A 20435-nucleotide genomic window follows, 5' to 3' on the forward strand; every position below is an offset into this window, starting at 1 on the left:
AGGGAATCATCCATGCAGCGGACCCTCCTCGACCGTATCGACCCGGTCGCCGAGGACGTCGTCTCCCTCGTCCTGCGCGGCGCCGACGGCCCCCTGGCGCCCTGGGAGCCGGGCGCCCATGTCGACGTGGCCCTGCCGAACTGGCTGACCCGGCAGTACTCCCTGTGCGGGGACCCCGCCGACCGGGAGACCTACCGCGTCGCCGTACGGTACGACCCGCTCAGCCGCGGCGGCTCCGAGTACATCCACCGTTTCCTGCGCCCGGGCCGTACGCTCGACGTGTCGCTGCCGCGCAACAACTTCCCCCTCGATCCCGCGCCGGGCTATCTCTTCCTCGCCGGCGGGATCGGCATCACCCCCGTCCTGCCGATGCTGCGGGCGGCGACCGCGGCCGGGCTGCCCGCCTCCCTCGTGTACGCGGGCCGGGCGGCCGCCACCATGCCCTTCGCCGGGGAACTGCGCTCGGCCTACGGGGACGCCGTACGCATCGTCACCACCCGCCAGCACGGCAGGCCGGACTTCGCCGCGCTGGCGGCGGAGCTGGCACCCGGCACCCTGGTCTACTGCTGCGGGCCGGCCGCCATGCTCACGGCGGTGGAGGCCGCCTTCCCGGCCGAACAACTGCGCACGGAGCGCTTCCAGCCGGCGCCCAAGGTGTTCGCCCCCGACCAGGCGTTCGAGGCCGCGTGCGCCCGGTCGGGGCGGACGGTCCAGGTGGATGCCGACGATTCGCTGCTGAACGCCCTTCAGCAGGCCGGAATCCCGGTGTCGTCGGGGTGCCGCGAGGGCGTCTGCGGGAGTTGCGAGATCACCGTCCTGGAGGGGGAGGTCGAGCACCGGGACGACGTCGGCGCCGAGGAGGGCCGGATGCTGGCCTGTGTCTCCCGCGCGCTGGGCCCGCGGCTGGTGCTGGACCTCTGAGCCGTACGGAGCGTGCGGTGCGGGCCGCGCACGTGCCCGCCGGCCGGACCGAGACCCGGTCCGGCCGGCGGGCTCGTCGTCAGCGGGTGGGCCGCAGCCGGGACCAGACCGCCCGGGCGGCGTGGTGGCCGGACATCCCGTGGACGCCGGGGCCCGGCGGGGCGGACTGGGAGCACAGGAAGACCGCCGGATGGGCGGTGGTGTACGGGACGCGCGTCAGCTTGGGGCGGATCACCAGGCCCAGGCCGGCGGCGGAGCCCGCGCAGATGTCCCCGCCGACGTAGTTCGCGTTCCGGGCGGCCAGTTGGGGCGGTCCGGCGACGGCGCGGGCCAGGACCAGGTCGCGGAACCCGGGTGCGAAGCGCTCCAGTTGGCGTTCGACCGCGTCCGTGGCGTCGCCCTCCCAGCCGTGCGGTACGTGCCCGTACACCCAGAAGGTGTGCTTGCCCTCGGGGGCCCGCGTGGGGTCGGTCAGGGTGGGCTGCGAGGTGATCAGGAACGGTACGGACGGGGCGCGGCCGTCGGCGGCGGCGCGCAGCGCGGTGCCGATCTCGCCGCTGGTGGGGCCGAGGTGCACGGTGCCCGCCCGGCGGGCCGCGGCGGAGGTCCACGGCACCGGGCCGGACAGCGCGTAGTCGATCTTGAAGACGCCGGGTCCGTACCGCACCCCGCGGTAGGCGTTGCCGAGCCCCGCGATCCGGGCCAGGGCGGTCGGCGAGGTGTCGAAGACGTACGCGCGGGCCGGGGGCAGGTCGTCCAGCCGCTTGACCTCGTACCCCGTGTGCACCGCGCCGCCGTGCAGGCGCAGCAGTGCGGCCAGCGCGTCGGGGATGGCCTGGGAGCCGCCGCGCGGGATCGGCCAGCCGCCCGCGTGCGCGGCCAGCGCGAACATGATCGCGGCGCCGCCGGTGCCCGGGCTGCCGAGGGGCGCGATGACGTGCGCGGCGAGGCCGGCGAGCAGGCCGCGCGCCTTCTGGTCCCGAAAGCGCCGGTTGAGCAGGGCGGCCGGCTGGGCCGCGGCCAGGCCGAACCGGGCGTACGTCACCGGGTCGCGCGGCAGGCCGAGCCACTGGGTGCGCAGGAAGTCCGCGGCGAGGGTGTCCCACTTGCCGAGGAAGGGCGCGAGCAGGCGGCGGTACGTCCCGGCGTCGTGCGCGCCGAGGGACATCGCCGTCTCGCCGACGGAACGGGACAGCACCGCGGCCGTGCCGTCGGGAAAGGGGTGCGCCAGCGGAAGGTCGGGGTGCAGCCAGCGCAGGCCGTGCCGCTCCAGGTCCATGGCGGCGAAGGCGGGTGAGCCCGCGGCGAGCGGGTGCACCGCCGAGCAGGGGTCGTGCCGGAAGCCGGGGAGGGTCAGCTCCTCCGTGCGGGCGCCGCCGCCGATGGTGTCGTGGGCCTCGAAGACCTCCACGGACATGCCGCGACGGGCCAGTTCGACGGCCGCGGTCAGCCCGTTGGGGCCCGCCCCGATCACCACGGCATCGAGCATCGTCGGCACCTGCGCCACTCCCCTCGTCAGCGACCCTCTCCGTCGAGGATCAGTTGGCGGCCGCCAGCAGTCCGAGGATACGCCGGGCGGTCTCCTCGTCCCGTGCCGCGGTGAACGGCAGCGCGTTGCCGCCCGTGACGCGGAACGGCTCGCCGGCGACCGTGCCGCTCGCCCCGCGCGTCTCGTGGACCAGCAGCAGCCCCGCCGCGTGATCCCAGGCGTTCTCCCAGCTGAAGGCCACGGCGTCCAGCTCGCCGGTGGCAATGTGCAGATACTCCAGGCCCGCCGAGCCGCAGGGGCGCGGGGCGACGCCGTCGGTCTCCAGGGCGGCCAGCACCCGCTTCTGCTGGTCGGTGGTGAAGTCGTAGTGCGATATCGCCACGTCCAGCACCGCGCCGGCCGCCGGGGCGCTCCGGCGCAGCGGCTGCCCGTTCAGCTCGGCGCCGGCGCCGCGCCGGGCGGTGGCCATCAGGTCCAGGGCCGGGGCGTACGTCCAGGAGGCGAGGAGTTCGCCGCGCAGCGCCAGGGTGACGAGCGTGGCGAAGCCGGGGTCGCCGTGCACGAACTGGCGGGTGCCGTCGACCGGGTCGACGATCCACACCGGCGCGTCGCCGCCCAGCGCCTCCAGCACCGCCGGATCGGCGTGCACCGCCTCCTCGCCGACCACCAGCGAGCCGGGCAGCAGGCTCGTCAGGGCGGCGGTGAGGTGCTCCTCGGCCAGCCGGTCGGCGACGGTGACGAGGTCGTGCGGGCCGTTCTTCTCCAGCACCTCGTGGGCGGCGAGCTGCCGGAACCGCGGCATGATCTCGGCCGCCGCGGCCTTGCGGACGGCGTCCTCGACGGCGGCCGGGTTCAGCGCGCGCAGCACTCCGACCGCCGTGTGCGCCGCGGCACCGCCCACCGCGCCCGTCTCGTCCGTCGTGTCTCCCGTATCCGTACGCATCGCTTCGATCATGACTCCATCGAACCACGCCCCACTGACACAGGAGCTGGACCGAAGGTGAACTGCGGATGCCGGGGCCGGGCCCGTCGGGGTGCCGGCCACGCTCCGGGCGGGCCCCGCCCCGGTTCGGCCCGGCCGCGGTTACCGCCCCACCGCGTACCCCTGCATCCCCCGCGGGTTCGCCGCCGCCGACAGCACCCCGCTCTCCGGGTCCCGCGCCACCGCGGACAGCCGCCCCTCCGACCACGCGTCGCCGACGGTCACCGCGTGCCCGCGCCGCCGCAGCTCCCCGATCACGTCCGCGCCGAGGCGGGACTCGACGGTGACGCTGCCCGGCCGCATGGCACGCGGGAAGAAGGAACCGGGAAAGGAGTCGTTGTGCCAGTTGGGGGCGTCGATGGCGCCCTGGAGGTCGACGCCGCCGCGTACGGGGGCGCGCAGGGCGGCGGCCAGGAGGAAGTGCAACTGCCACTGGTCCTGCTGGTCGCCGCCGGGGGTGCCGAAGGCCATCACGGGCACGCCGTCGCGCAGCGCCAGGGACGGGGTGAGGGTGGTGCGCGGCCGGCGGCCGGGCGTCAGCGAGTTCGGCAGCCCTTCCTCCAGCCAGGCCATCTGGAGGCGCGTACCGAGCGGGAAGCCGAGCGCGGGGACCACCGGGCTGGACTGGAGCCAGCCGCCGGAGGGTGTCGCGGAGACCATGTTGCCCCAGCGGTCCACGATGTCGATGTGGCAGGTGTCGCCGCGGGTGGCGCCGCTCCGGTCGACCTCGGGGGCGATGACGGGGGCGGCACCGGGGGTGCCGGGGGTCGCCACCGTGGGCTCGCCCGCCCCGGCACCGGCGGCGCCCGGCGCGCCGGCGGCGTCCTCCCCCGCCGCGACGGCCAGGGCGTGCTTGCTCAGCCGGGGCGTACGGCCGTCCGGACTGCCGGGCCGCAGCTCGTACGAGGCGCGCTCCCCGATCAGCGCCCGCCGCGCCGCGTTGTAGTCCTCGCTCAGCAGCGTGCCGACCGGCACCTCGGCCGCGTCGCCGTACCAGGCTTCGCGGTCGGCCATGGCCAGCTTGCAGCCCTCGATCAGCAGGTGCACGTACTCGGGACTGCCGTAGGCGGGCAGTTCCGGCGGCAGCAAGGCGAGTTGCTGGAGCAGGACCGGGCCCTGCGACCAGCCGCCCGGCTTCGCCACGGTCCAGCCGTTCCAGTCGTACGTGACCGGGTCCTCGTACGTCGCGGAGAAGGCCGCCAGGTCGTCGCCCGTGAGGGTGCCGGCGTGCCGCTCGCCGGAGGTGTCCATGGCGGGACGGGCCGCGAAGCCGGCCAGCGCCTCGCCGATGAAACCCTCGCGCCAGATCCGCCGGGCCGCGTCGATCTGCGTCTCCCGGCCGGGCCCGGCGGCCTCCGCCTCGGCGATCAGGCGGCGCCAGGTGGCCGCCAGCGGCCGGTTCCTGAGCAGCCCGCCGGGCGCCACCGGCCGCCCCTCCGGCAGGTAGATCTCGGCGGACGATATCCACTCCGTCTCGAACAGCTCCCGGACCGTCGCCACCGTCTCGCCGACCCGCTCGACGGCCGGGTGCCCGTGCTCCGCGTACCCGACGGCGTACTTGAGCACCTCGCCGAGGGACTTGGTGCCGTGGTCGCGGAGCAGCAGCATCCACGCGTCGAACGCGCCGGGCACGGCGGCGGCGAGCGGTCCGGTGCCGGGCACCAGCCCGAGCCCGAGCGAGGTGTAGTGCGCCACGCTCGCCCCGGCGGGCGCCGGCCCCTGGCCGCACAGCACCCGCACCGGCCCGCCGGCGGGCGCCAGAACGACCGGCACCTCGCCCGCCGGGCCGTTCAGGTGCGGCTCGACGACATGCAGCACGAAACCGGCGGCCACCGCCGCGTCGAAGGCGTTGCCACCGTCCTCCAGCACGGCCATCGCGGACTGGGAGGCCAGCCAGTGCGTGGTCGCGGCCATGCCGAAGGTTCCCTGGAGGGTCGGGCGGGTGGTGAACACGTTCTCGGTTCTCCTCGTGTCGTACGGACGGACGGGCGGTCTCCTTGTCCGCCCTTCCCCCGTCGGGGCGCGGGCAATGCCTCCGGGCGGGGCACGTCCTGATCACATCGGCCGGGCCTGCCTCCTCCTGCCTCCTGTCAGTCCTGCATCGACACGTCCGCGTAATCCACGAACGAACGACGGAACCGCGTGTGCCCGGTGCCCCTGGAATGCTCACGCATCCCTACCTCTACGGGATGTGGAGTGAGCCACTCGTCCGAGGACTGCCCGCACTCCTTGTCGTCACCGGACACGCACACAGCCTCGTAGGTGGGCTCCGCCGTCCGGTCCTGCTCGATCATGAAGGACACGAATCGGAACGTCCTGCGCGTCATGCGGGGCACCCCCCGGCCTGGTGCCTGAGCATGACGACGTTGGCGTCGGACACGCCGCTGTGGTCCCGAGCCGAGCGTCGTTGCTCCCTGTGGGTACTGATCTCTGAACACGTGCTGCAGCCTGCCCCGGGACTCGGCACGGCGTCCTGCCACAGGGGCAGTTCCACCGGGTCACTGGGATACGTCTTGGTCATGCTCCAGGTGTAACGCTGCCCGATCCGCCGCCCAGTGGCCGTTCGGGTGGCCAAACTGAGCCCGTGAGCATCGGAAAGCTGATCAAAGTCCTTCGGGACGGCCGGGGCTGGTCGCAGGGGGACCTGGCCGTCCATCTCTGCAACGTGTCCGGACGGCCCACACTGACCCGCGAGGAGGTCAGCCGGTGGGAGGCGGGGAAACGGTCTCCGGGCCGCTTCTGGCTTCGCTTCATGGCCGAGCTGTTCTCCGTGCCTCTTGAAGCCCTGCAAGCCGCGAAAGCCGGTCACCCATCGGCACTCGCGGAGGCGGCACGGCAAGGAATCATGGAAGCCATGGGCGAGGTGGTCTCCATGGACGACTGGCACCGCCTCGCAGACGACTACGGACGTGACTTCATGGCCTTGTCCGCCCGGCGGGTGGAGCCACGCCTGGCGGGGGACCTCTTGCTGCTGCGGGGAAAACTGAGCGATGACCGGCCATGTCTGTGGGAAGCCGCCGCCCGGCTCTCGATCGTGATGGGTATGGCCACTGCTTCTCTCGACGGTCCTGCGGCTTCTGCCCGCTGGTACAGAACGGCCGTAGCCGCCGCCGACCGCAGCGGCCGCACTTCTCTGCGGGAGTGGACCCGAGGACAGGGCGCATTGGCCCTGGTGTACGAGGGCGCCGAACCCGAACCTGTCATCTCCGTGGCCGTCGATGGTCTGGCGCTGTCCGAGTCCCCCTCTCTGGGACGGCTGTGCGCTCTCCTGGCGCTTGCTCACGGATACGGCAAACTGGGTGAGCCCGGCCTTGCTCTGGACGCCCTCCGGGGGGCCGACGAGATGTTCCCCGCCGTCGAGACCGACGAGCAGGCATCCGTGTTCTCCATGCCACGCTGGGGATACAGCCTCACGAAGACACTCGTTCACGCACGGCTCGGTGACGTGGAGCGGTCGCAGGCGGAGCAGGACACCGCAGACCTCTACAGGCCCGCTCATCTGAGCCGGTACGCCGCCCACACCGGTGTGCACCGCGCGCTGTCGGTGGTGAAGTCCGGAGACGTGAACACCGGCCTCGACCTGGCCCGCGAGACGCTGGCCGACCTCCCCGAAGACCACCGGTCCACGGTGCTCCAAGGATTCGTGTCCGAGGTGAAGGCCGCAGCCCGAGCGACCTGAACCGCCCCCTTTGCCGGGAATGCCACCGGCACCGCTACGGTTGACCCGGCTGCCGGCCGCCCGGGCCGTGCGCCGCAACAGGACAGCGGGAGGATGCGCCGTGCAGGGCAAGCACCACGGTGAGTACAAGGTGCCGGGCGGCAAGCTCGTGGTCGTCGATCTCGACGTGACGGGCGGGACGCTGCGCGACGTCCGGGTCGCGGGGGACTTCTTCCTGGAGCCGGACGAGGCGCTCGGCGCCATCAACGCGGCGCTGGAGGGCGCGCCCGCCGACACCGACGCGCGCGGGCTGGCGGCCCGGATCGAGGCGGCGCTGCCGCCCGGTGCGGTGCTGTTCGGGTTCACGGCGGAGGCGGTGGGCATCGCGGTACGCCGCGCCGTCGCCCAGGCCACCGACTGGACGGACTTCGACTGGCAGATCATCCACGAGGCGCCGCAGCCGCCCGCGCTGCACATGGCCCTGGACGAGGTGCTGACCGCCGAAGTGGCCGCCGGCCGACGGCCGCCGACCCTGCGGGTGTGGGAGTGGGACCGCCCCGCCGTCATCATCGGCAGCTTCCAGTCACTGGCCAACGAGGTGGACCCGCAGGGCGCGGCGCGGCACGGTGTGACGGTCGTCCGGCGCATCAGCGGCGGCGGCGCGATGTTCGTGGAGCCGGGCAACACCATCACGTACTCGCTGTGCGTACCGGCCTCGCTCGTGCAGGGCCTGACCTTCGCCGAGAGCTACGCCTACCTGGACGACTGGGTGCTGGCCGCCCTCGGCGACATGGGCATCAACGCCTGGTACAAGCCGCTCAACGACATCGCCACCGACGCCGGGAAGATCGCCGGCGCCGCGCAGAAGCGCATGGTGGCGGGCGACGGGGCGGTCCTGCACCACGTGACCATGTCGTACGACATCGACGCGGACAAGATGGTCGAGGTGCTGCGGATCGGCAAGGAGAAGCTGTCGGACAAGGGCACCCGCAGCGCGAAGAAGCGGGTGGACCCGCTGCGCCGCCAGACCGGACTGCCGCGGGCGGAGGTCATCGACCGGATGATCGCCTCGTTCCGCGCGCGGTACGGGGGCAGCGACGGCAAGGTTTCCGCGGAGGAGATGACGCGGGCTCAGGAACTGGCGGGCGGAAAGTTCAGCTCGCCGGAGTGGACGGCGCGGGTGCCGTAGGGGGGCGGCCGCCGTCTCCTACGCTTTTGTACGCCCCGTTCCCTACGCACCGTCTCCTACGCCGCCGTACCCAGCCGGAAGCGCGCCGCCACCTCGTCCGCGAGTTCGCCGGCCGGGCGGCCGCCGTCCATGGTGATCACCGTGTTCCCGTGGGCGGCGGCCTGGCGACGTACCTCGGCGTCCCACAGTTCGTCCCGGGCCAGCCGTTTGGCCAGGGTGGACTCCGGGGCCCGGCTGCCCCAACTGACCAGGGACCGCACCGGCACGTTGCGGCGGGCGCGCAGTGCCGCCATCCGGAACTCGGGGGTGGGCAGCAGGAAGACCGCCTGGTCGGGGCTGGTGAGCAGGGGCGCGAGCTGGCTCGGCAGGTTGCCGAACCAGTCCACCAGGACGGGCCGGTCGGCAGGCATCGCGAGGAGGTCCTCGACCTCGAAGGCGAAGGTCTCGGCGACCACCCGCTGCGCGAAGCCACACGCCTCGTCGGGGCTGCGGCTGTCCCACAGGGAGCCGGGCGGCTCGTCGCGGGCCGCGTGGAAGTGCGGGTGCTGCCGTGGGGTGCAGCGGGGCAGCCAGGTGTGCTGCGCCAGGTCACCGCGGTAGATCACGGCGCCGTGGCGCCGGGCCAGGATTATCGCCAGCGTGCTCTTGCCCGCTCCGGTACCGCCGGCGATCCACCGCACGTGGGAGAGCCGGCCGGCCGCGGCGGTCGTCGTCCGGGCAGCAGGACCGAAGGGTGTTGCCGTTGGAGGGCGCCTCATACGGTCCATGGTCCTCGCATCGGCCGTACGGCTCCAAGGCCGCCCCGTATGGGGAGCATCAGGAGTGGGCAAAGAGTTGGCAGGGACGGTTGAGTCGGTGCGCGCCCCCGCGCGCCTCCACACGTCCTGTGCGCCCCCTCCGGGACCGTGCGCCGGTCAGCGCACCGGGTCGTAGGGGCTCAGGTCCAGCCCCGGGTCCCCGCCCGTCGCGAGCAGCGCGGCGACACGTCCCGCCCAGGGGCCGACGGTCAGACCGGTCGGCCCAAGGCCGTCGGCGACGACGAGGCCTTCCGGCCCGGGGACCCGGCCGAGCAGCGGGCGGACGTCCGGGCCGACGGGCCGGAAGCCGACACGCGTCTCCAAGTGGGTGGCGCCCGCCAGTCCGGGCGCGACGGCCAGGGCCTCGGTCAGCACTTCGGCCAGTCCCGCGGCCGTCACCCGGTGGTCGAAGCCGGTACCGGCCTCCCGGGTGGCGCCGGCCACGATCCGCGAACCGTCGAACGGGACGAGGTAGTGCCCGGTGGCGCGGGGCAGGACGACGGGCCAGTTCCCGGTGTCCGCGCCGGGCAGCGAGAGGTGGACGATCTGACCACGCTGCGGTGCGACCCGTACGGTGACACCCACCGGCGCCAGCAGCTCCGGCGCCCAGGCCCCGGCCGCGACGACGACCGCGTCCGCGGTGATGCGCTCGCCGTCCACCTCGATGCCGGTGACCCGGCCCGCCGTACGCAGCAGTGCCGCGCGGCCGCTCCGCAGACCGACGCCCCGGTACCGTGCCTGCCGTAGCAGCGCGTCCCGCAGCCGCCCGCCGTCCACCCGCGCACCGGCGGCTATGCGTACGGCCCGGAAGCCGGGCGCGACGGGCGGGAACAGCGCGCGCACCTCGGGCTCGCCGAGGAGGTCCACGTCGCCGGTGTCCGCGGTGCCGCGCCGCCGTTCGAGCACCCGCCGGTGGACACGGTGCAGGTCCGCGTCGTCGGCGGCCAGGACGAGCGCGCCGACGGCCCGGTGGCCGAGGCCGCGCTCGCCCGCCTCGGTGAGTCCGCCGATCAGCTCCGGGTAGTACCGGGCCCCTTCCGCCGCGACGTGGAACCAGTCCAGGTCGTCGTGCTCGGAGGCCCAGGGGCAGACGATGCCCGCACCGGCCGCGGTCGCCTCCCCGGGCGCCGCACGCCCGGCGAGCACCACGTCCGCCCCCAGCCCGGCGGCGCTGGCCGAGGCTCCGGATGCGGGAACGGTCCTGAACTGGCTGCGCGGCTCCCGGTCTGCCCGCCTCCTGCACGACCTCACGGCCACTGGCCGCCCGCCCTCCCATACCGACCTCGATGCCACGATCGACGGCCGTGGCACGGCGATGACCGCCGAGTACCTGCCTGGCCTGCTGATCGCCCACCAGGTTCTGGAGCCCCGGGACGAACTCGCGGTGCGGATCGTCCGGCACCTGGAGCGGACCGTCGCCCGGCATCCCGAGCACGGAGCCCTGCTCCGCGCCTACGTCCGCTGGTCCCTGCTGCTCCGTGCCAAACGCCGCCAGGCCGTCCGGGCCGGCGGAGTCAAGCACCGGATCCGCTGGGCCTACACCCGCATCAATCTTGCCGCTGAACTCCTCACCACCACCGGCCACGGCCTGACCATCGCCACTCTCGACCAAACCCGCCTCGACACCTGGCTCGCGGCCAACCCAGGATCACGCTACGGAGTCCGTGACTTCGTCGTCTGGGCCCACCGCCGCCACCACGCCCTCGACCTCCTCGTGCCGCACCGCCCGAAGGCCGACCCGGTCGGACTGGACGAAGACTCCCACTGGGACCTCCTCCACCAGTGCCTCACCGACACCCGCCTCGACCTCGACGTCCGGGCCGCCGGCGCGATCCTCCTGCTGTTCGGCCAATACCTCACCCGGATCGCTGCCCTGCCCACCACCGCCCTGACCACCGAAGACGGGACGACGTCCCTCACTTTGAGCAAGACCCCGGTCCCGCTCCCCGCCCCCCTGGCCGACCTCTTGACCACCCTCGCCGACCGCCCCGCACCCCAGGGCTGGGCCGTGAACACGAGTGCCGGCTGGCTGTTCCCCGGCCACCTGCCGGGGCCCACATCTCCGCCGCAGCCCTCAGCCGACGCCTGGCCGCCTGTCACATCCCCAACCGGCCCGCCCGTACCACCGCCCTGGTGGCCCTCGCTGGCGACCTGCCGCCCGCGGTCCTCGGCCCGATGCTCGGCCTCCCCCCGATCACAGCCGTCCAGTGGCGCCGCCGCGCCGCCACTGACTGGACTGCATACCTCCAAGCACGCCATCTTGCCCTTGCCGACGGGCCTCCATACCCCGGCCCTGATTCGGTCGTCAGGCAAGTCCGCCAGGCCGTGCCGGCTGTTATCCGTCCCGTCGGGCCGATTTCGCCAGATCTACACTGAGCTGCGAGAACAATACGGGGGAACAGGATCATGGGCGTGGGTACGGGTACGGGCAATGCGGTGGACGGCCAGTCCTCCCTGATCTCCGCGGTCCAGGCCGGAGACACGGACCTGGTGAGGATCCTTCTCCACGAGCACAGTGACTCCGACTACCTGGACGCCGCGTTCTGCCTGGCCGTCCGGATGCACGCCGGGCGCATCGCCCAACTGCTGCTTCAGTACGGTGCGAATTCGGGCCAGAGCCGCCCCGATGACCTCATCCCCCTGAGTGAGGCGGTCGACTCGGGTTCGCCCGCTCTGTTCGAGGCGCTCCTGGACCACGAGATCCGCGGCAGGTATCCCGAGATCGAACTCCTAAAGGCCCGGAACCTCGCGCGCCGCTGGCATGAGACGGGGGTCGAGGCCGAGCTGCGACGCCGTACCGGCTCCCGGGACGCTGTCGGTCGTAAGCGGGTTCAAGACGGCGAGTACGACAGCGTCGTCGAGTTCACCCTTGGCGGCATAAGTGCGCGGGACGGCCATGGGGCGATCCTCACGTACGTCGAGGAACTGCTCGGGATACGAACCTCGTTCGAGGAGCTGATGGACCGCGCATTGGCCCAGGTCGATCAGCAGGACCATGCAACGTGGAGCCGTGCCAGCCTCCAGTTGAGTGGACGGCGAGAGGAGGCGACCTGGGCCGCTGCGGCGGTACTGCGTACGAGCCCAGACCCATCCCGCCGATTGTTCGGTGCCGAGGTGCTCCGCCTTATTCATCTGTTCGACGACAGCGATGAGGATGCGTTCGCTGTTCCCGCTCTGGACCTGTTCACCGGCTGGGCGGCCGCGGAGACGGATGTCGCCGTCCTCACCGAGGTGCTGGTCGCTCTTGGAGAACACAGCGCCCCCCGCGCGGAGGCGGCCCTTCTGCCGCACGCCGGCCACCCCGATGCCCGGGTACGGCGTGCGGTGGCGAATGGGCTCGGTGCTTCGTCCTCGCTGTCGGCCTTTTCCGGCGATGCTCGCACGGCGTTGCTGGGGCTGATGGCCGATCCGGACGCGGTGGTACGGAAGACCGCCTGCCGCGTGGTTGCCGAGGGCAGGGACCACGATCCCGTGTTCGCGGACGCCATGGCAGCTGTGCTGGACGATACGGACCGCCTGGTCCAGCTGGCTGCCGTTTACGGGCTTGCCCTCCACGACGACGAACGGTGCGTGGAGGCAGCACGCCTTCTCGGCCCGCCGCAGCGCGGTTCCCTGGAAGAGGAGGGCTACCTCGACGCGGTGTGGCGTTACGAATGGCGCCGCGACGGCCGCTGAACGTTTCCGCCTGCGCCTATCAGCTGCTCCGGAGTCGGAATACCGCACGGTTCGAATGACGCTCCCCGCCAGCTGGCGCCTCGCAGTGGAGCCCGGCGCGCCGCGAGGCGTACGCCAACGACCTCGGAGCCGACCGTTTCCTCGTCGCGGTCACCGCCGAGACCAACCGGTCCAAGGCCGACCAGGATCCATCCACCTGGCTGCCGCCGCTGGCCGACGCCCGCTGTACGTACGCCGCCGACTGGGTCTCCACCGAACTCCGCTGGTCGTTGGCCGTCGACCGTACCGAGCGGGATGCCCTGCGCCGCCTGGCCACGGGCTGCGGCCACACCCACGACGAATACCGGCCCGTGTAGAGGCGGTTGCCCGGCCTGCGGCGTTCGGCAGGCCCTGCGGTCCTTCGTGCCCCGCCCCTGCGAAGGACCGCTTCCAATACGGGCCCGCCCCGTGGCAGCGCCGGGACAGCAGCGAGGCGGCGAAGCCGCGGTGCATGTCGTCGGTCTTGCTGTGGTGCCACTGGTGCGGGTGCGGGCGGCCGCCACACCGGATCGGTGCGGCGGCCGTGGGTGGGACCGGCTCGTGGTCCGCGTCAGTCAGCACAGTGGCGGATCGCCCCGGCGTCACTGCCCCTCTGGCACGGCGAACCACTCCTCCAGCGCCTCCGCCAGCCCGGCCGTCGACGTACGCGCCTGCGCCCCGGCGTCGGCCGCCCAGGCCGTGAAGCCGTCCGGACGGACGAGGACCGCCGCCAGTTCCGGGCGGGACGGGCAGCCGGCCGTCAGGGTGCCGACGCGGCCGGCATACCCCGCAGCCAGAGCCCGCGCTCCGGATCGTCGGCGAGGTCGACCAGGAGCGCCCGGCCGCCGTGGAAGTGGTCCGCGAGGCGGCCACCGTCGGTGAGGTCGAGGTCCGGGGCGCTGCGGCCGGTCAGCGGGTGCTCGCCCGGCAGCTCGTAGCGCACCCCGCCACCGTTGAGCCGCGCGGTGAGGTACGTGGTACCCGCGACCGCCCCCGCCAGGCCGCTGACGATCTCACGCAGGGCCCGGGACTGCGGATCCGGGCGCATGGCCGCGACCTGGGACCGGGCCCGGTCCAGGATCCCCGCGCCGGCCGGGCGCCGCTCGGCGGTGCAGGTCTCCAGCAGCCCTTCCGGCGCCCGGCCGCCGGTCACCGCGGCGAGCTTCCAGCCGAGGTTCATCGCGTCCCCGAGCCCCAGGCTCAGCCCCTGACTGCCGAACGCGCAGTGCACGTGCGCCGCGTCGCCCGCCAGCAGCACCCGGCCTCTGCGGTAGTCGGTGACCGGGCGGGCGTGGTCGGTCAAGCGGATCGCGGTCCGCACCCCGGTGATCGTGACGTCCACGCCAAAGACGCGGCGCAGCCGCGCCTGGAGGTCCTCGGCGGTGACCGGCGCGTCCCGGTCAGCCGGCGGACCGTCGAACTCCACGGTGACGACGCGGCCCGGCACCGGCCCAGGGGCATGGACCCCGGTGTCCGTCGCGGTCCAGCCGACCCTCAGGCCCCCGGCGCCGGTCATCTCCACGACCGCCTGGTGACAAGTGACCTCCGGGTCCGTACCGGGAAATGCGAACCCCGCGAGCCTGCGGACCGTGCTGCGGCCGCCGTCGCAGCCCACGAGCCAGCCGGCCCGTACGGCCCCGTGACTGGTCCGCACCGTGACGCCCCCGACTTCCGCATCGAAGCCGATCAGCTCTACACCCCGGCGCACGCCGACACCGAGCACGCCCGCCCGCCGAGCAACCGCTCGATGTCCTGCTGCGCCACGAAAGCGATCTCGGCGGCGGGTCCGGCGTCGCCGAGACCCGGCTCCGTACGGTCGACCAGGTCGGCGCGCAGCATGATTCCGGCGAAGTGCCCGACGAACCCGAGCCCTTGGCCCGCGGCCCCGCCTCCGTCCCCGCCGTTCCGTTCGCGCAGGAATGCCTGGAAGCGGTCCATCGCCTGCCGCTGCACCTCGGCCAGCGCGGGCAGCATGCCCCGGCGGTAGAACGCCTCGGCGCCGGGCGTGGTGATCGCCCCGCCCTTGATCGTCGGGTCCACTGCGGTGAGGCGCTCCAGGACGGCCACCCGCGCGCCTCCGAGCCGGAGCTCGCAGGCCAGCATCAGTCCGACCGGGCCGCCTCCGGCCACCACTACGTCACAGTCCATGGCGCCGACTATGGCCGAGGGCCGAGAAGGCCAAAAAGGCGCCGCGGTGCCAAGGAGCCCCCCGAGGAGGGATGGGAAGCGGGCCGTCCGCGCTCCTCCTCAGCTGCCTCCCCCGCCTGCCGGTGTCCGGGCCGGTCCTCGACCGGCTCGATCAGGTGGCCGGGCGGTCAGGCGGTAAGCGCTTCGAACTCCGCGCTGGCGCGCTCAGTGACCAGGGCGAGGACGCGGCCGGCGGCGGCCGGGGCGACCATGCCGCGCTCGGTCGCGTCGACCTGCCCGAACGAGACCGGGGCACCTGCCATGCGCGAACGGAGCTACCCGAGTGGCACCTCGGACGCCGAATGAGCCGTCGCCGAACCACTGCTGACCATCCGGCGTCCGAGCTGCCGCGAGTGGGCGCCCGGAGAAGCACCAGCCCCGCAAGCCTTCAGCCGCGGGAGCGCAGTATGCGGCGCATCCGGTCGGCCCGGTCCAGGAGGTTCGTGCGGACGGCTGGGACAGCCTGCGCCGCCAGGTCTTCCGCTCGTTCCACGAAAGTCAGGTCGATACCGAACAGTGGGAAGAGGGTTTTGGTGTAGATCGTCGCCGGCTGGGTTCCGCTGCGGTGGATGGTTGCGACGAGATCGAGGTAGGCCTGCGTGTGGGGCCTGAGCAAGTCGTCCTGGCCGGCGCTCCAGAACAGCGTCGCGACTGAGTGGACCGAAGCGAGAGGCACCGCGCGGTCCGTCGCCAGCGTCTGCCAGACTGCTTTCTTCTCGGCCGCGTCCGGGGTGGCCGCGCGGACCTGGAGCCTGCTGATCCATGCGTCGGGATCCGGATCGCGGTCGAGCAGAGCCTGTGCCTCGGCTGCGGTCGGGCTTCCGAGCTGAGCCTTGCGAACCAGTGCTCGCCACTGGAGATCGATGTCGTTCCCGGCCTCGGTCTGGAGCCACGCAATCTCCTCCGGTTCGGCCGCGGTGCGAGCGAAGCCGCGCAACGCCGCTTTGCGGTAGGCGCCGACGCCGGAGAGGCTGCGGCACGCCGCAGCCACGGCTCGCAGCAGCTCCTCCCGGTGCGACTTCGGGCTCCACAGGTCTGCGGCCTCGACAGCCAGGTTGAGATACGGCTCGATCACTGACGCGGACGTCTCGACAGCGAGCACTCCGGTCAGGCACTCCACGGCCTCGGCGGCTGTCGCTTCGCCGTTGATCAGCATGTCCCAGGCCGTGGTGACGGCGACACCCCGCGCGGTCGCAGTGGGCAGGCGGGCGGCGTTGCGGAAGAACGCGTCTTTGGTCGTGGCGTCAGGTCTCGTCGAGGCGAAGGTCAGGTCTTCATCGTTGACCAGATACAGGTCGGCTCCTGCTGGTAGGTCGAGCCGGGTTCGTTCGCCCGCTACCTCGACTTCGACGAGTGCAATGCGCTCAAGGTGGTCCCCGGAACGCTCGTAGGCGCCGACGGCAAGCACATGCGGGCGTGGCCGGCCACCTGGGCCCTGAGCAACCAGGGCGAACCCGTCTGCGTCGTGGTCGAGAGCCAGCCGGTCGGTGCCCGCTGTTTCCAACCATCCCGTGCGCCACTGGTCCAGGTCACGTCCGCTGGCGTCGGCGACCGCGTCGATCAGGTCATGCAGCGTGGTGTTGCCCCAGGCATGCGTGGCGAAGTAGCTGGTGAGACCGGCGGAGAAGTTTGCTTCGCCGACGTACGTCATCAGCTGGTGCAGTACGGATGCACCCTTGGGGTAGGTGATGGCGTCGAATGTCGCTTTCGCCTCGGAGACGTCGCGAACCTGCTGGCGGATCGGGTGCGACGTCGGTCCCTGGTCCATGAAATAGGCTCTGATTTTCTCGCCGGCCAGATGTGCCGTCCAGGCATCGGTGTACGACGTCACGCTCACGGCGGCCCAATTACTTGCGAACTCCGCGAACGCCTCGTTCAGCCACAGGTCGTCCCACCAGCGCATCGTGACGATGTTGCCGAACCACATGTGCGCGAGTTCGTGCAGCAGGTACCGCGAGAAGATGTCCCACTCCGCCCGGGTCGGCGTGCTCCTGCGCAGGAACCAGTCCATCCAGGTGACGCAGCCGAAGTTCTCCAACGCGCCGGGGAACTCGGGCGTGAAGACCTGGTCGTACTTGTGCTGCGGGAACGGCATGCCGAACTTGCCGGCGAAGAACTCGAGCCCCTGAGTGGTCAGGGTGAACAGCTCGTCGGCGTCCCGTTCCAGGATCGAAGCCAGCGACTGTCGGGCGAAGAGCCCGAGATCATGACCAGCTCCGCGACGACGCAATGCGTAGTACGGGCCCGCATTGATCACAGTGTTGTACGCCGCCAGCGGCGGCGTCGGCGGGAAGGTCCAGCGCCGCACGGAGCCGAGGTGTTCGATCTGCGGGTCACCGCTGTTGCTCAGCACCCGCCGCCGGCAGGAGCGGTCACGGTGAACGCCCACGGCGCCTTGAGGTCCGGCTGATCGAAGCAGGCCAACACGTACCGGGCGTAGTCGGGACTGAAGTCGGTGCAGACATACGTCTCGCCGTCGGCGGGGTCGACCGCCTTGTGCACGCCCTGGACATCGGCCGAGCACTCCGTCACCGAGACCACCGTGAGGACGTTGCGCTCGGCAAGATCGGTCAGCGCGATCCGGCCCTCAATAGCCGACCGCAGTACGACCCCGTTGAGCGTGGCGCTCTCCACCGCCGCCGCACAATCGGCAAAGGTCTCAGTCCCGGGCCGATGGCACGTAAAAGTGATCGTCGATTCGCACCGGACCCGCGAACCGGTCATCAACTCCGAAAGATCGACGGCCACGTCATACCGCTCGACCGTCAGCAGCCCCGCGCGCCCCTCGGCCTCGGTTTGAGTCAGACTCTTGCCGCTCATCGCTGCCCCTCTCGGAGATCCGTTCATTCGCTGCGAACCACCCGCTCAGTTCAGCAGGACGATCGCGGGGCTGCCCGGGCCGGGTGGCTGGACGGCTGCCGCGGCCCGGCCGACGCCGATCTGCGGGGCGGCCAGCCCCATGCCTTTGGCGCATGTCCGCGCCAGCACCGACCGAACCAAAGCCCTGCGCGACGAGAGCCACCGGACCCGCCGCGAAGTCACCCGCCCGTTGGTCACACTGCGCCTCCTCATCGAGGACCCGGCCCTGCGCGCTGCCGCCGACCAGATGATCACGCTGACCTGCGCGATCCGGGACAGCATCGCCCGCCCCGAGGACGTCACCGCCGCACGCAAAGCCTCGCTGACCGCGGAACTGACCGCCGCGCACCGGGCCGCGGCTGACGCCCACGACCACTTCGTGGACACCGCCGCCCGCTACCTCACCCACAACGCCTGACCGCGCACCGTTCTCACGCACCGTTCGGAGGCCTCATGGAGCAGCACTCGAAGGCCGTCGCCCGGATCAGCCGCGTCGAGACGTCGGCCGAGCGGACGGCCGGCACCGGCGAGGGCCTGGCCGTGCCCGCCCCGGCCGCGGCCACCGCGCTCAGCCTGCTCGCCGACTCCGTCCGGCACGGCGCCGCCGCCCCCGACGGCCTCGTCCAGGCGCTGAAGGCCGCCGGTGTCCACGAGGCGGTTACCGCCGCCGACCGCGTCATGCAGAGCGCCGACGACCCGTACGACTTCGATGTGCACCTGCACGCCGACGACCTCGCCGGAGCCGCGGGCGACGTCCGGCGCGCCTTCGAATGGCTCTGCCTACGGATCAGCCGCCGAGTGAACTCAGAATGCTCACCTTGGCCACGTCATCGAAGCATTGCAGGACGTTCGCGTTGGCGGGCACATTGAGGATCCCTGCGCCGGTCTGGGCGCCTTGGCGGTTTTCGCAATCTTGGTCAGTTTCCGTGATTTTGGGGGCGTCGGCGCCGCCGCATTGGTTGAGGGCGCTGCCGAGGGGGAGTCCGACAAGGTTGCTGCTTGCGGTACCGGTGCCGTGTGTGGTGGCTCCGCTCGTCCGGGCGCCTGTGTGATTGACGCAGGTGACGGCGAACGCCGGGGAAAGGAAGTCCCCGACACCTCCAGCGACTGCGGGAGCGGAGGTAGCGATGCCCGCGCCCACAGAGGTGACGGTGAAGGCGACGGCTGCGGCGGCCTGACGTGAAATCACGTCGGTTGAACGAGATGCCCGGCCCGATGTCACGGCCCCTGCGCCGCCTCGTCGGGAAGCCCAACGACTTACGGCCGGAGCTTTCCTGCCACAGAGAGTCACTGTTCAGCGGATATGACACAGGTTCTACATGCAACACGGTCGGCCCAGGCCAGGAACGCTTGCGTGTCTCCTGTGGCCAGGAGGTCGGCACCGAGGTCGCCGCGGGCGACGATGCGGGCGCGCTGTCGTTCGGTTGTCTCGCCGAGGCCGGCCGGCCCCTCGACCGCGGGCTGCCCCAGCAACAACGCATACCTGTCGGCACCAGCACGTAGTAGCGTCGTCAGCTCATTGCGTCCTCGTCTCCAACGAACCCTTCAGGCGGAAATGCCGGAATCCTCGGAAGTCAGTAAAATCCCGCACCCCACCGGATGAAACCGCTGGTCGCGCTCTGGTGGTCCCCGCGCACGCGGGGGTGGTTCCAGTGGGCGGACTGACGTGGCCGCAGGGAGCAAGCTCCGGGCCACCGGTACCGCCTGCCGGGCCCGTCCCGGGCGCGGCCTCCGGCTCACTCGCTGCCCACCGCCTCAGCGGCGATGTAGCTCGCGCCATGGTGGGCTGCGGTGACGGCGGCCAACTCCGGCAACTGAGCGGCGATCTGCGCACGCAGCCGTGCCGTCTCCTGCGCTCCAGCCGCGTCCTGCGCCTGGGCGTGCTCACCACGCATCAGGGCCCTGCTCCGCCGCGGACTCCGTTCGGGCCGGTGCTTTCCGCTGTTGCGGACCGCGGACACCGGAAGGGCAAGGGCTGCGCGGACCCCGGCGACGTTCGCCGCCGCTTCCCGGTCCGGCTCCCCCGGCTCCCCGGCCGGCGCCCCCGACGTCCTGGCCGCCCAACGCCGCGAGCGCGCACGCAGCCGCAGCGAACGAGGTTTCCGCTGGAGCGGCAGGCCACTGCCGGCTGCGGCCTGACCCCGCCCAACCCGGCGAGGAGACAGGACTAGGCCGTTTCTGATGGCTCTTGGACGGTGTCGCGGAGCCGGATGACGATCGCGGTGACGGTGAGGGTGCCGTTGAAGATGCAGTCGCGTTTGTCGTAGCGGCCGGCCACCGCCCGGAACTGTTTCCACTTGCTGACGCAGCGCTCGACCGCGCTGCGCCGTCGGTCTGGGCTTTGTCGAAGGCCGGTGGCCGGCCACCCGCCCGGCCACGGTTGCGGCGGTCGGCCCGCTGATCGTCCGGCTCGGCGATGGTCGCCTTGATGCCCCGACGGCGCAGGCAGGCGCGGTTGTCGCGGCTGGAGTACGCCTAATGGGAAGTGAAGGCCGGTGGTAGCTGATTCAGGGGCGCGAGCTGAGCCTTTGAGTATGCCCGGGCCTGAGAGCCCTGTTGACAAGACGAGGCCGGCTCGCGCCCAGCAGTCTGGTCAGAAGTGTGCGGAATCAGGTGCGGTTCGTGCTGCCAGGGCACCGAAAGGATGCCGTTCCTGCGGG

Annotated in this window: 18 protein-coding genes and 3 pseudogenes; 10 read left to right on the top strand and 11 right to left on the bottom strand. The window is 72.2% G+C overall.

Annotated features, from left to right (window positions below):
• Positions 1-12 precede the first annotated feature (12 nt).
• Entirely contained in the window at positions 13-921 is a 909-nt protein-coding gene (locus ACZ4QV_RS18050; RefSeq protein ID WP_361148721.1) for a PDR/VanB family oxidoreductase, read from the top strand.
• A 79-nt stretch (positions 922-1000) separates the two neighbouring features.
• Here the strand turns inward: ACZ4QV_RS18050 and ACZ4QV_RS18055 are convergent, their stop codons facing one another.
• The 4 genes from ACZ4QV_RS18055 to ACZ4QV_RS18070 all read right to left on the bottom strand — a co-directional run bounded on the left by ACZ4QV_RS18055 (position 1001) and on the right by ACZ4QV_RS18070 (position 5719).
• Positions 1001-2419, bottom strand: coding sequence for a phytoene desaturase family protein (locus ACZ4QV_RS18055; protein ID WP_361581963.1), 1419 nt, complete (start codon positions 2417-2419; stop codon positions 1001-1003).
• Between the two features lie 40 nt (positions 2420-2459).
• Positions 2460-3365, bottom strand: a complete 906-nt coding sequence (locus ACZ4QV_RS18060) for an inositol monophosphatase family protein (protein WP_467763100.1) — start codon at positions 3363-3365, stop codon at positions 2460-2462.
• 129 nt (positions 3366-3494) lie between these two features.
• Positions 3495-5345, bottom strand: coding sequence for a gamma-glutamyltransferase family protein (locus ACZ4QV_RS18065; protein ID WP_361581969.1), 1851 nt, complete (start codon positions 5343-5345; stop codon positions 3495-3497).
• Positions 5346-5482: 137 nt separating this feature from the next.
• Positions 5483-5719: a DUF7848 domain-containing protein gene (locus ACZ4QV_RS18070; protein ID WP_361148729.1), complete on the bottom strand. Its 237-nt coding sequence runs from the start codon at positions 5717-5719 to the stop codon at positions 5483-5485.
• A gap of 257 nt (positions 5720-5976) precedes the next feature.
• Here ACZ4QV_RS18070 and ACZ4QV_RS18075 point away from each other — a divergent pair, with 257 nt between their 5' ends.
• Together ACZ4QV_RS18075 and ACZ4QV_RS18080 are read left to right on the top strand one after the other, a co-directional pair.
• Entirely contained in the window at positions 5977-7071 is a 1095-nt protein-coding gene (locus ACZ4QV_RS18075; RefSeq protein WP_361581972.1) for a helix-turn-helix transcriptional regulator, read from the top strand.
• A 100-nt stretch (positions 7072-7171) separates the two neighbouring features.
• On the top strand, positions 7172-8239 hold the full coding sequence (locus ACZ4QV_RS18080; RefSeq protein WP_361148733.1) for a lipoate--protein ligase family protein: 1068 nt from the start codon (positions 7172-7174) through the stop codon (positions 8237-8239).
• Between the two features lie 56 nt (positions 8240-8295).
• On the opposite strand, the gene ACZ4QV_RS18085 is transcribed toward ACZ4QV_RS18080, so the two are convergent.
• Positions 8296-8997 carry a hypothetical protein gene (locus ACZ4QV_RS18085; RefSeq protein ID WP_361148735.1) on the bottom strand — a complete coding sequence of 234 codons (702 nt, stop codon included), beginning with the start codon at positions 8995-8997 and terminating at the stop codon, positions 8296-8298.
• 156 nt (positions 8998-9153) lie between these two features.
• Positions 9154-10182, bottom strand: coding sequence for an NAD(P)/FAD-dependent oxidoreductase (locus tag ACZ4QV_RS18090; RefSeq protein ID WP_467763101.1), 1029 nt, complete (start codon positions 10180-10182; stop codon positions 9154-9156).
• On the opposite strand from ACZ4QV_RS18090, the gene ACZ4QV_RS18095 reads away from it, so the two are divergent.
• The 3 genes and pseudogenes from ACZ4QV_RS18095 to ACZ4QV_RS18105 form a co-directional block, all read left to right on the top strand.
• Positions 10130-11494: a hypothetical protein gene (locus tag ACZ4QV_RS18095; RefSeq protein ID WP_361640022.1), complete on the top strand. Its 1365-nt coding sequence runs from the start codon at positions 10130-10132 to the stop codon at positions 11492-11494. The two genes, ACZ4QV_RS18090 and ACZ4QV_RS18095, sit on opposite strands and share 53 nt — an antisense overlap.
• On the top strand, positions 11443-12711 hold the full coding sequence (locus ACZ4QV_RS18100; protein WP_361640020.1) for a HEAT repeat domain-containing protein: 1269 nt from the start codon (positions 11443-11445) through the stop codon (positions 12709-12711). The genes ACZ4QV_RS18095 and ACZ4QV_RS18100 overlap by 52 nt, the downstream gene beginning before the upstream one ends.
• A 71-nt stretch (positions 12712-12782) precedes the next feature.
• A pseudogene (locus ACZ4QV_RS18105) lies at positions 12783-13067 on the top strand (HNH endonuclease); the annotation flags it as partial.
• A gap of 264 nt (positions 13068-13331) precedes the next feature.
• Here ACZ4QV_RS18105 and ACZ4QV_RS18110 read toward each other — a convergent pair.
• The 4 genes and pseudogenes from ACZ4QV_RS18110 to ACZ4QV_RS18125 all read right to left on the bottom strand — a co-directional run bounded on the left by ACZ4QV_RS18110 (position 13332) and on the right by ACZ4QV_RS18125 (position 17736).
• A pseudogene (locus ACZ4QV_RS18110) lies at positions 13332-14877 on the bottom strand (FAD-dependent monooxygenase).
• Positions 14878-15044: 167 nt separating this feature from the next.
• Positions 15045-15179 carry a hypothetical protein gene (locus ACZ4QV_RS18115; RefSeq protein WP_361592971.1) on the bottom strand — a complete coding sequence of 45 codons (135 nt, stop codon included), beginning with the start codon at positions 15177-15179 and terminating at the stop codon, positions 15045-15047.
• 125 nt (positions 15180-15304) lie between these two features.
• A complete protein-coding gene (gene pepN, locus ACZ4QV_RS18120) occupies positions 15305-17269 on the bottom strand; it encodes an aminopeptidase N (RefSeq protein WP_361640512.1) in 1965 nt (654 codons plus the stop codon).
• Positions 17263-17736 carry a gluzincin family metallopeptidase gene (locus ACZ4QV_RS18125; protein WP_361640514.1) on the bottom strand — a complete coding sequence of 158 codons (474 nt, stop codon included), beginning with the start codon at positions 17734-17736 and terminating at the stop codon, positions 17263-17265. Before ACZ4QV_RS18125 ends, pepN begins: the two co-directional genes overlap by 7 nt.
• 139 nt (positions 17737-17875) lie before the next feature.
• On the opposite strand from ACZ4QV_RS18125, the gene ACZ4QV_RS18130 reads away from it, so the two are divergent.
• The 3 genes from ACZ4QV_RS18130 to ACZ4QV_RS18140 all read left to right on the top strand — a co-directional run bounded on the left by ACZ4QV_RS18130 (position 17876) and on the right by ACZ4QV_RS18140 (position 19278).
• Positions 17876-18193 (top strand): hypothetical protein, encoded by a 318-nt coding sequence (locus ACZ4QV_RS18130; RefSeq protein WP_361592965.1) that lies wholly within the window; start codon positions 17876-17878, stop codon positions 18191-18193.
• A 35-nt stretch (positions 18194-18228) separates the two neighbouring features.
• Positions 18229-18645 carry a hypothetical protein gene (locus ACZ4QV_RS18135; protein WP_467763102.1) on the top strand — a complete coding sequence of 139 codons (417 nt, stop codon included), beginning with the start codon at positions 18229-18231 and terminating at the stop codon, positions 18643-18645.
• Positions 18646-19125: 480 nt separating this feature from the next.
• Positions 19126-19278: a hypothetical protein gene (locus ACZ4QV_RS18140; RefSeq protein ID WP_361161204.1), complete on the top strand. Its 153-nt coding sequence runs from the start codon at positions 19126-19128 to the stop codon at positions 19276-19278.
• Between the two features lie 233 nt (positions 19279-19511).
• Here ACZ4QV_RS18140 and ACZ4QV_RS18145 read toward each other — a convergent pair whose 3' ends face one another.
• A complete protein-coding gene (locus ACZ4QV_RS18145) occupies positions 19512-19670 on the bottom strand; it encodes a hypothetical protein (protein ID WP_361161201.1) in 159 nt (52 codons plus the stop codon).
• Positions 19671-19818: 148 nt separating this feature from the next.
• On the opposite strand from ACZ4QV_RS18145, the pseudogene ACZ4QV_RS18150 reads away from it, so the two are divergent.
• Positions 19819-19914 (top strand): annotated as a pseudogene (locus ACZ4QV_RS18150) (integrase); the annotation flags it as partial.
• Between the last annotated feature and the right edge of the window lie 521 nt (positions 19915-20435).

Source organism: Streptomyces sp. NPDC026394 (assembly GCF_055567735.1).

Coding starts and splice junctions, on each gene's coding strand:
- ACZ4QV_RS18130 (WP_361592965.1), top strand. CDS start 17,876: ATGCCTTTGGCGCATGTCCGCGCCAGCACCGACCGAACCAAAGCCCTG.
- ACZ4QV_RS18085 (WP_361148735.1), bottom strand. CDS start 8,997: ATGAGGCGCCCTCCAACGGCAACACCCTTCGGTCCTGCTGCCCGGACG.
- ACZ4QV_RS18050 (WP_361148721.1), top strand. CDS start 13: ATGCAGCGGACCCTCCTCGACCGTATCGACCCGGTCGCCGAGGACGTC.
- ACZ4QV_RS18135 (WP_467763102.1), top strand. CDS start 18,229: ATGGAGCAGCACTCGAAGGCCGTCGCCCGGATCAGCCGCGTCGAGACG.
- ACZ4QV_RS18145 (WP_361161201.1), bottom strand. CDS start 19,670: ATGCGTGGTGAGCACGCCCAGGCGCAGGACGCGGCTGGAGCGCAGGAG.
- ACZ4QV_RS18115 (WP_361592971.1), bottom strand. CDS start 15,179: ATGGCAGGTGCCCCGGTCTCGTTCGGGCAGGTCGACGCGACCGAGCGC.
- ACZ4QV_RS18095 (WP_361640022.1), top strand. CDS start 10,130: ATGCCCGCACCGGCCGCGGTCGCCTCCCCGGGCGCCGCACGCCCGGCG.
- ACZ4QV_RS18070 (WP_361148729.1), bottom strand. CDS start 5,719: ATGACGCGCAGGACGTTCCGATTCGTGTCCTTCATGATCGAGCAGGAC.
- ACZ4QV_RS18060 (WP_467763100.1), bottom strand. CDS start 3,365: ATGATCGAAGCGATGCGTACGGATACGGGAGACACGACGGACGAGACG.
- ACZ4QV_RS18100 (WP_361640020.1), top strand. CDS start 11,443: ATGGGCGTGGGTACGGGTACGGGCAATGCGGTGGACGGCCAGTCCTCC.
- ACZ4QV_RS18125 (WP_361640514.1), bottom strand. CDS start 17,736: ATGAGCGGCAAGAGTCTGACTCAAACCGAGGCCGAGGGGCGCGCGGGG.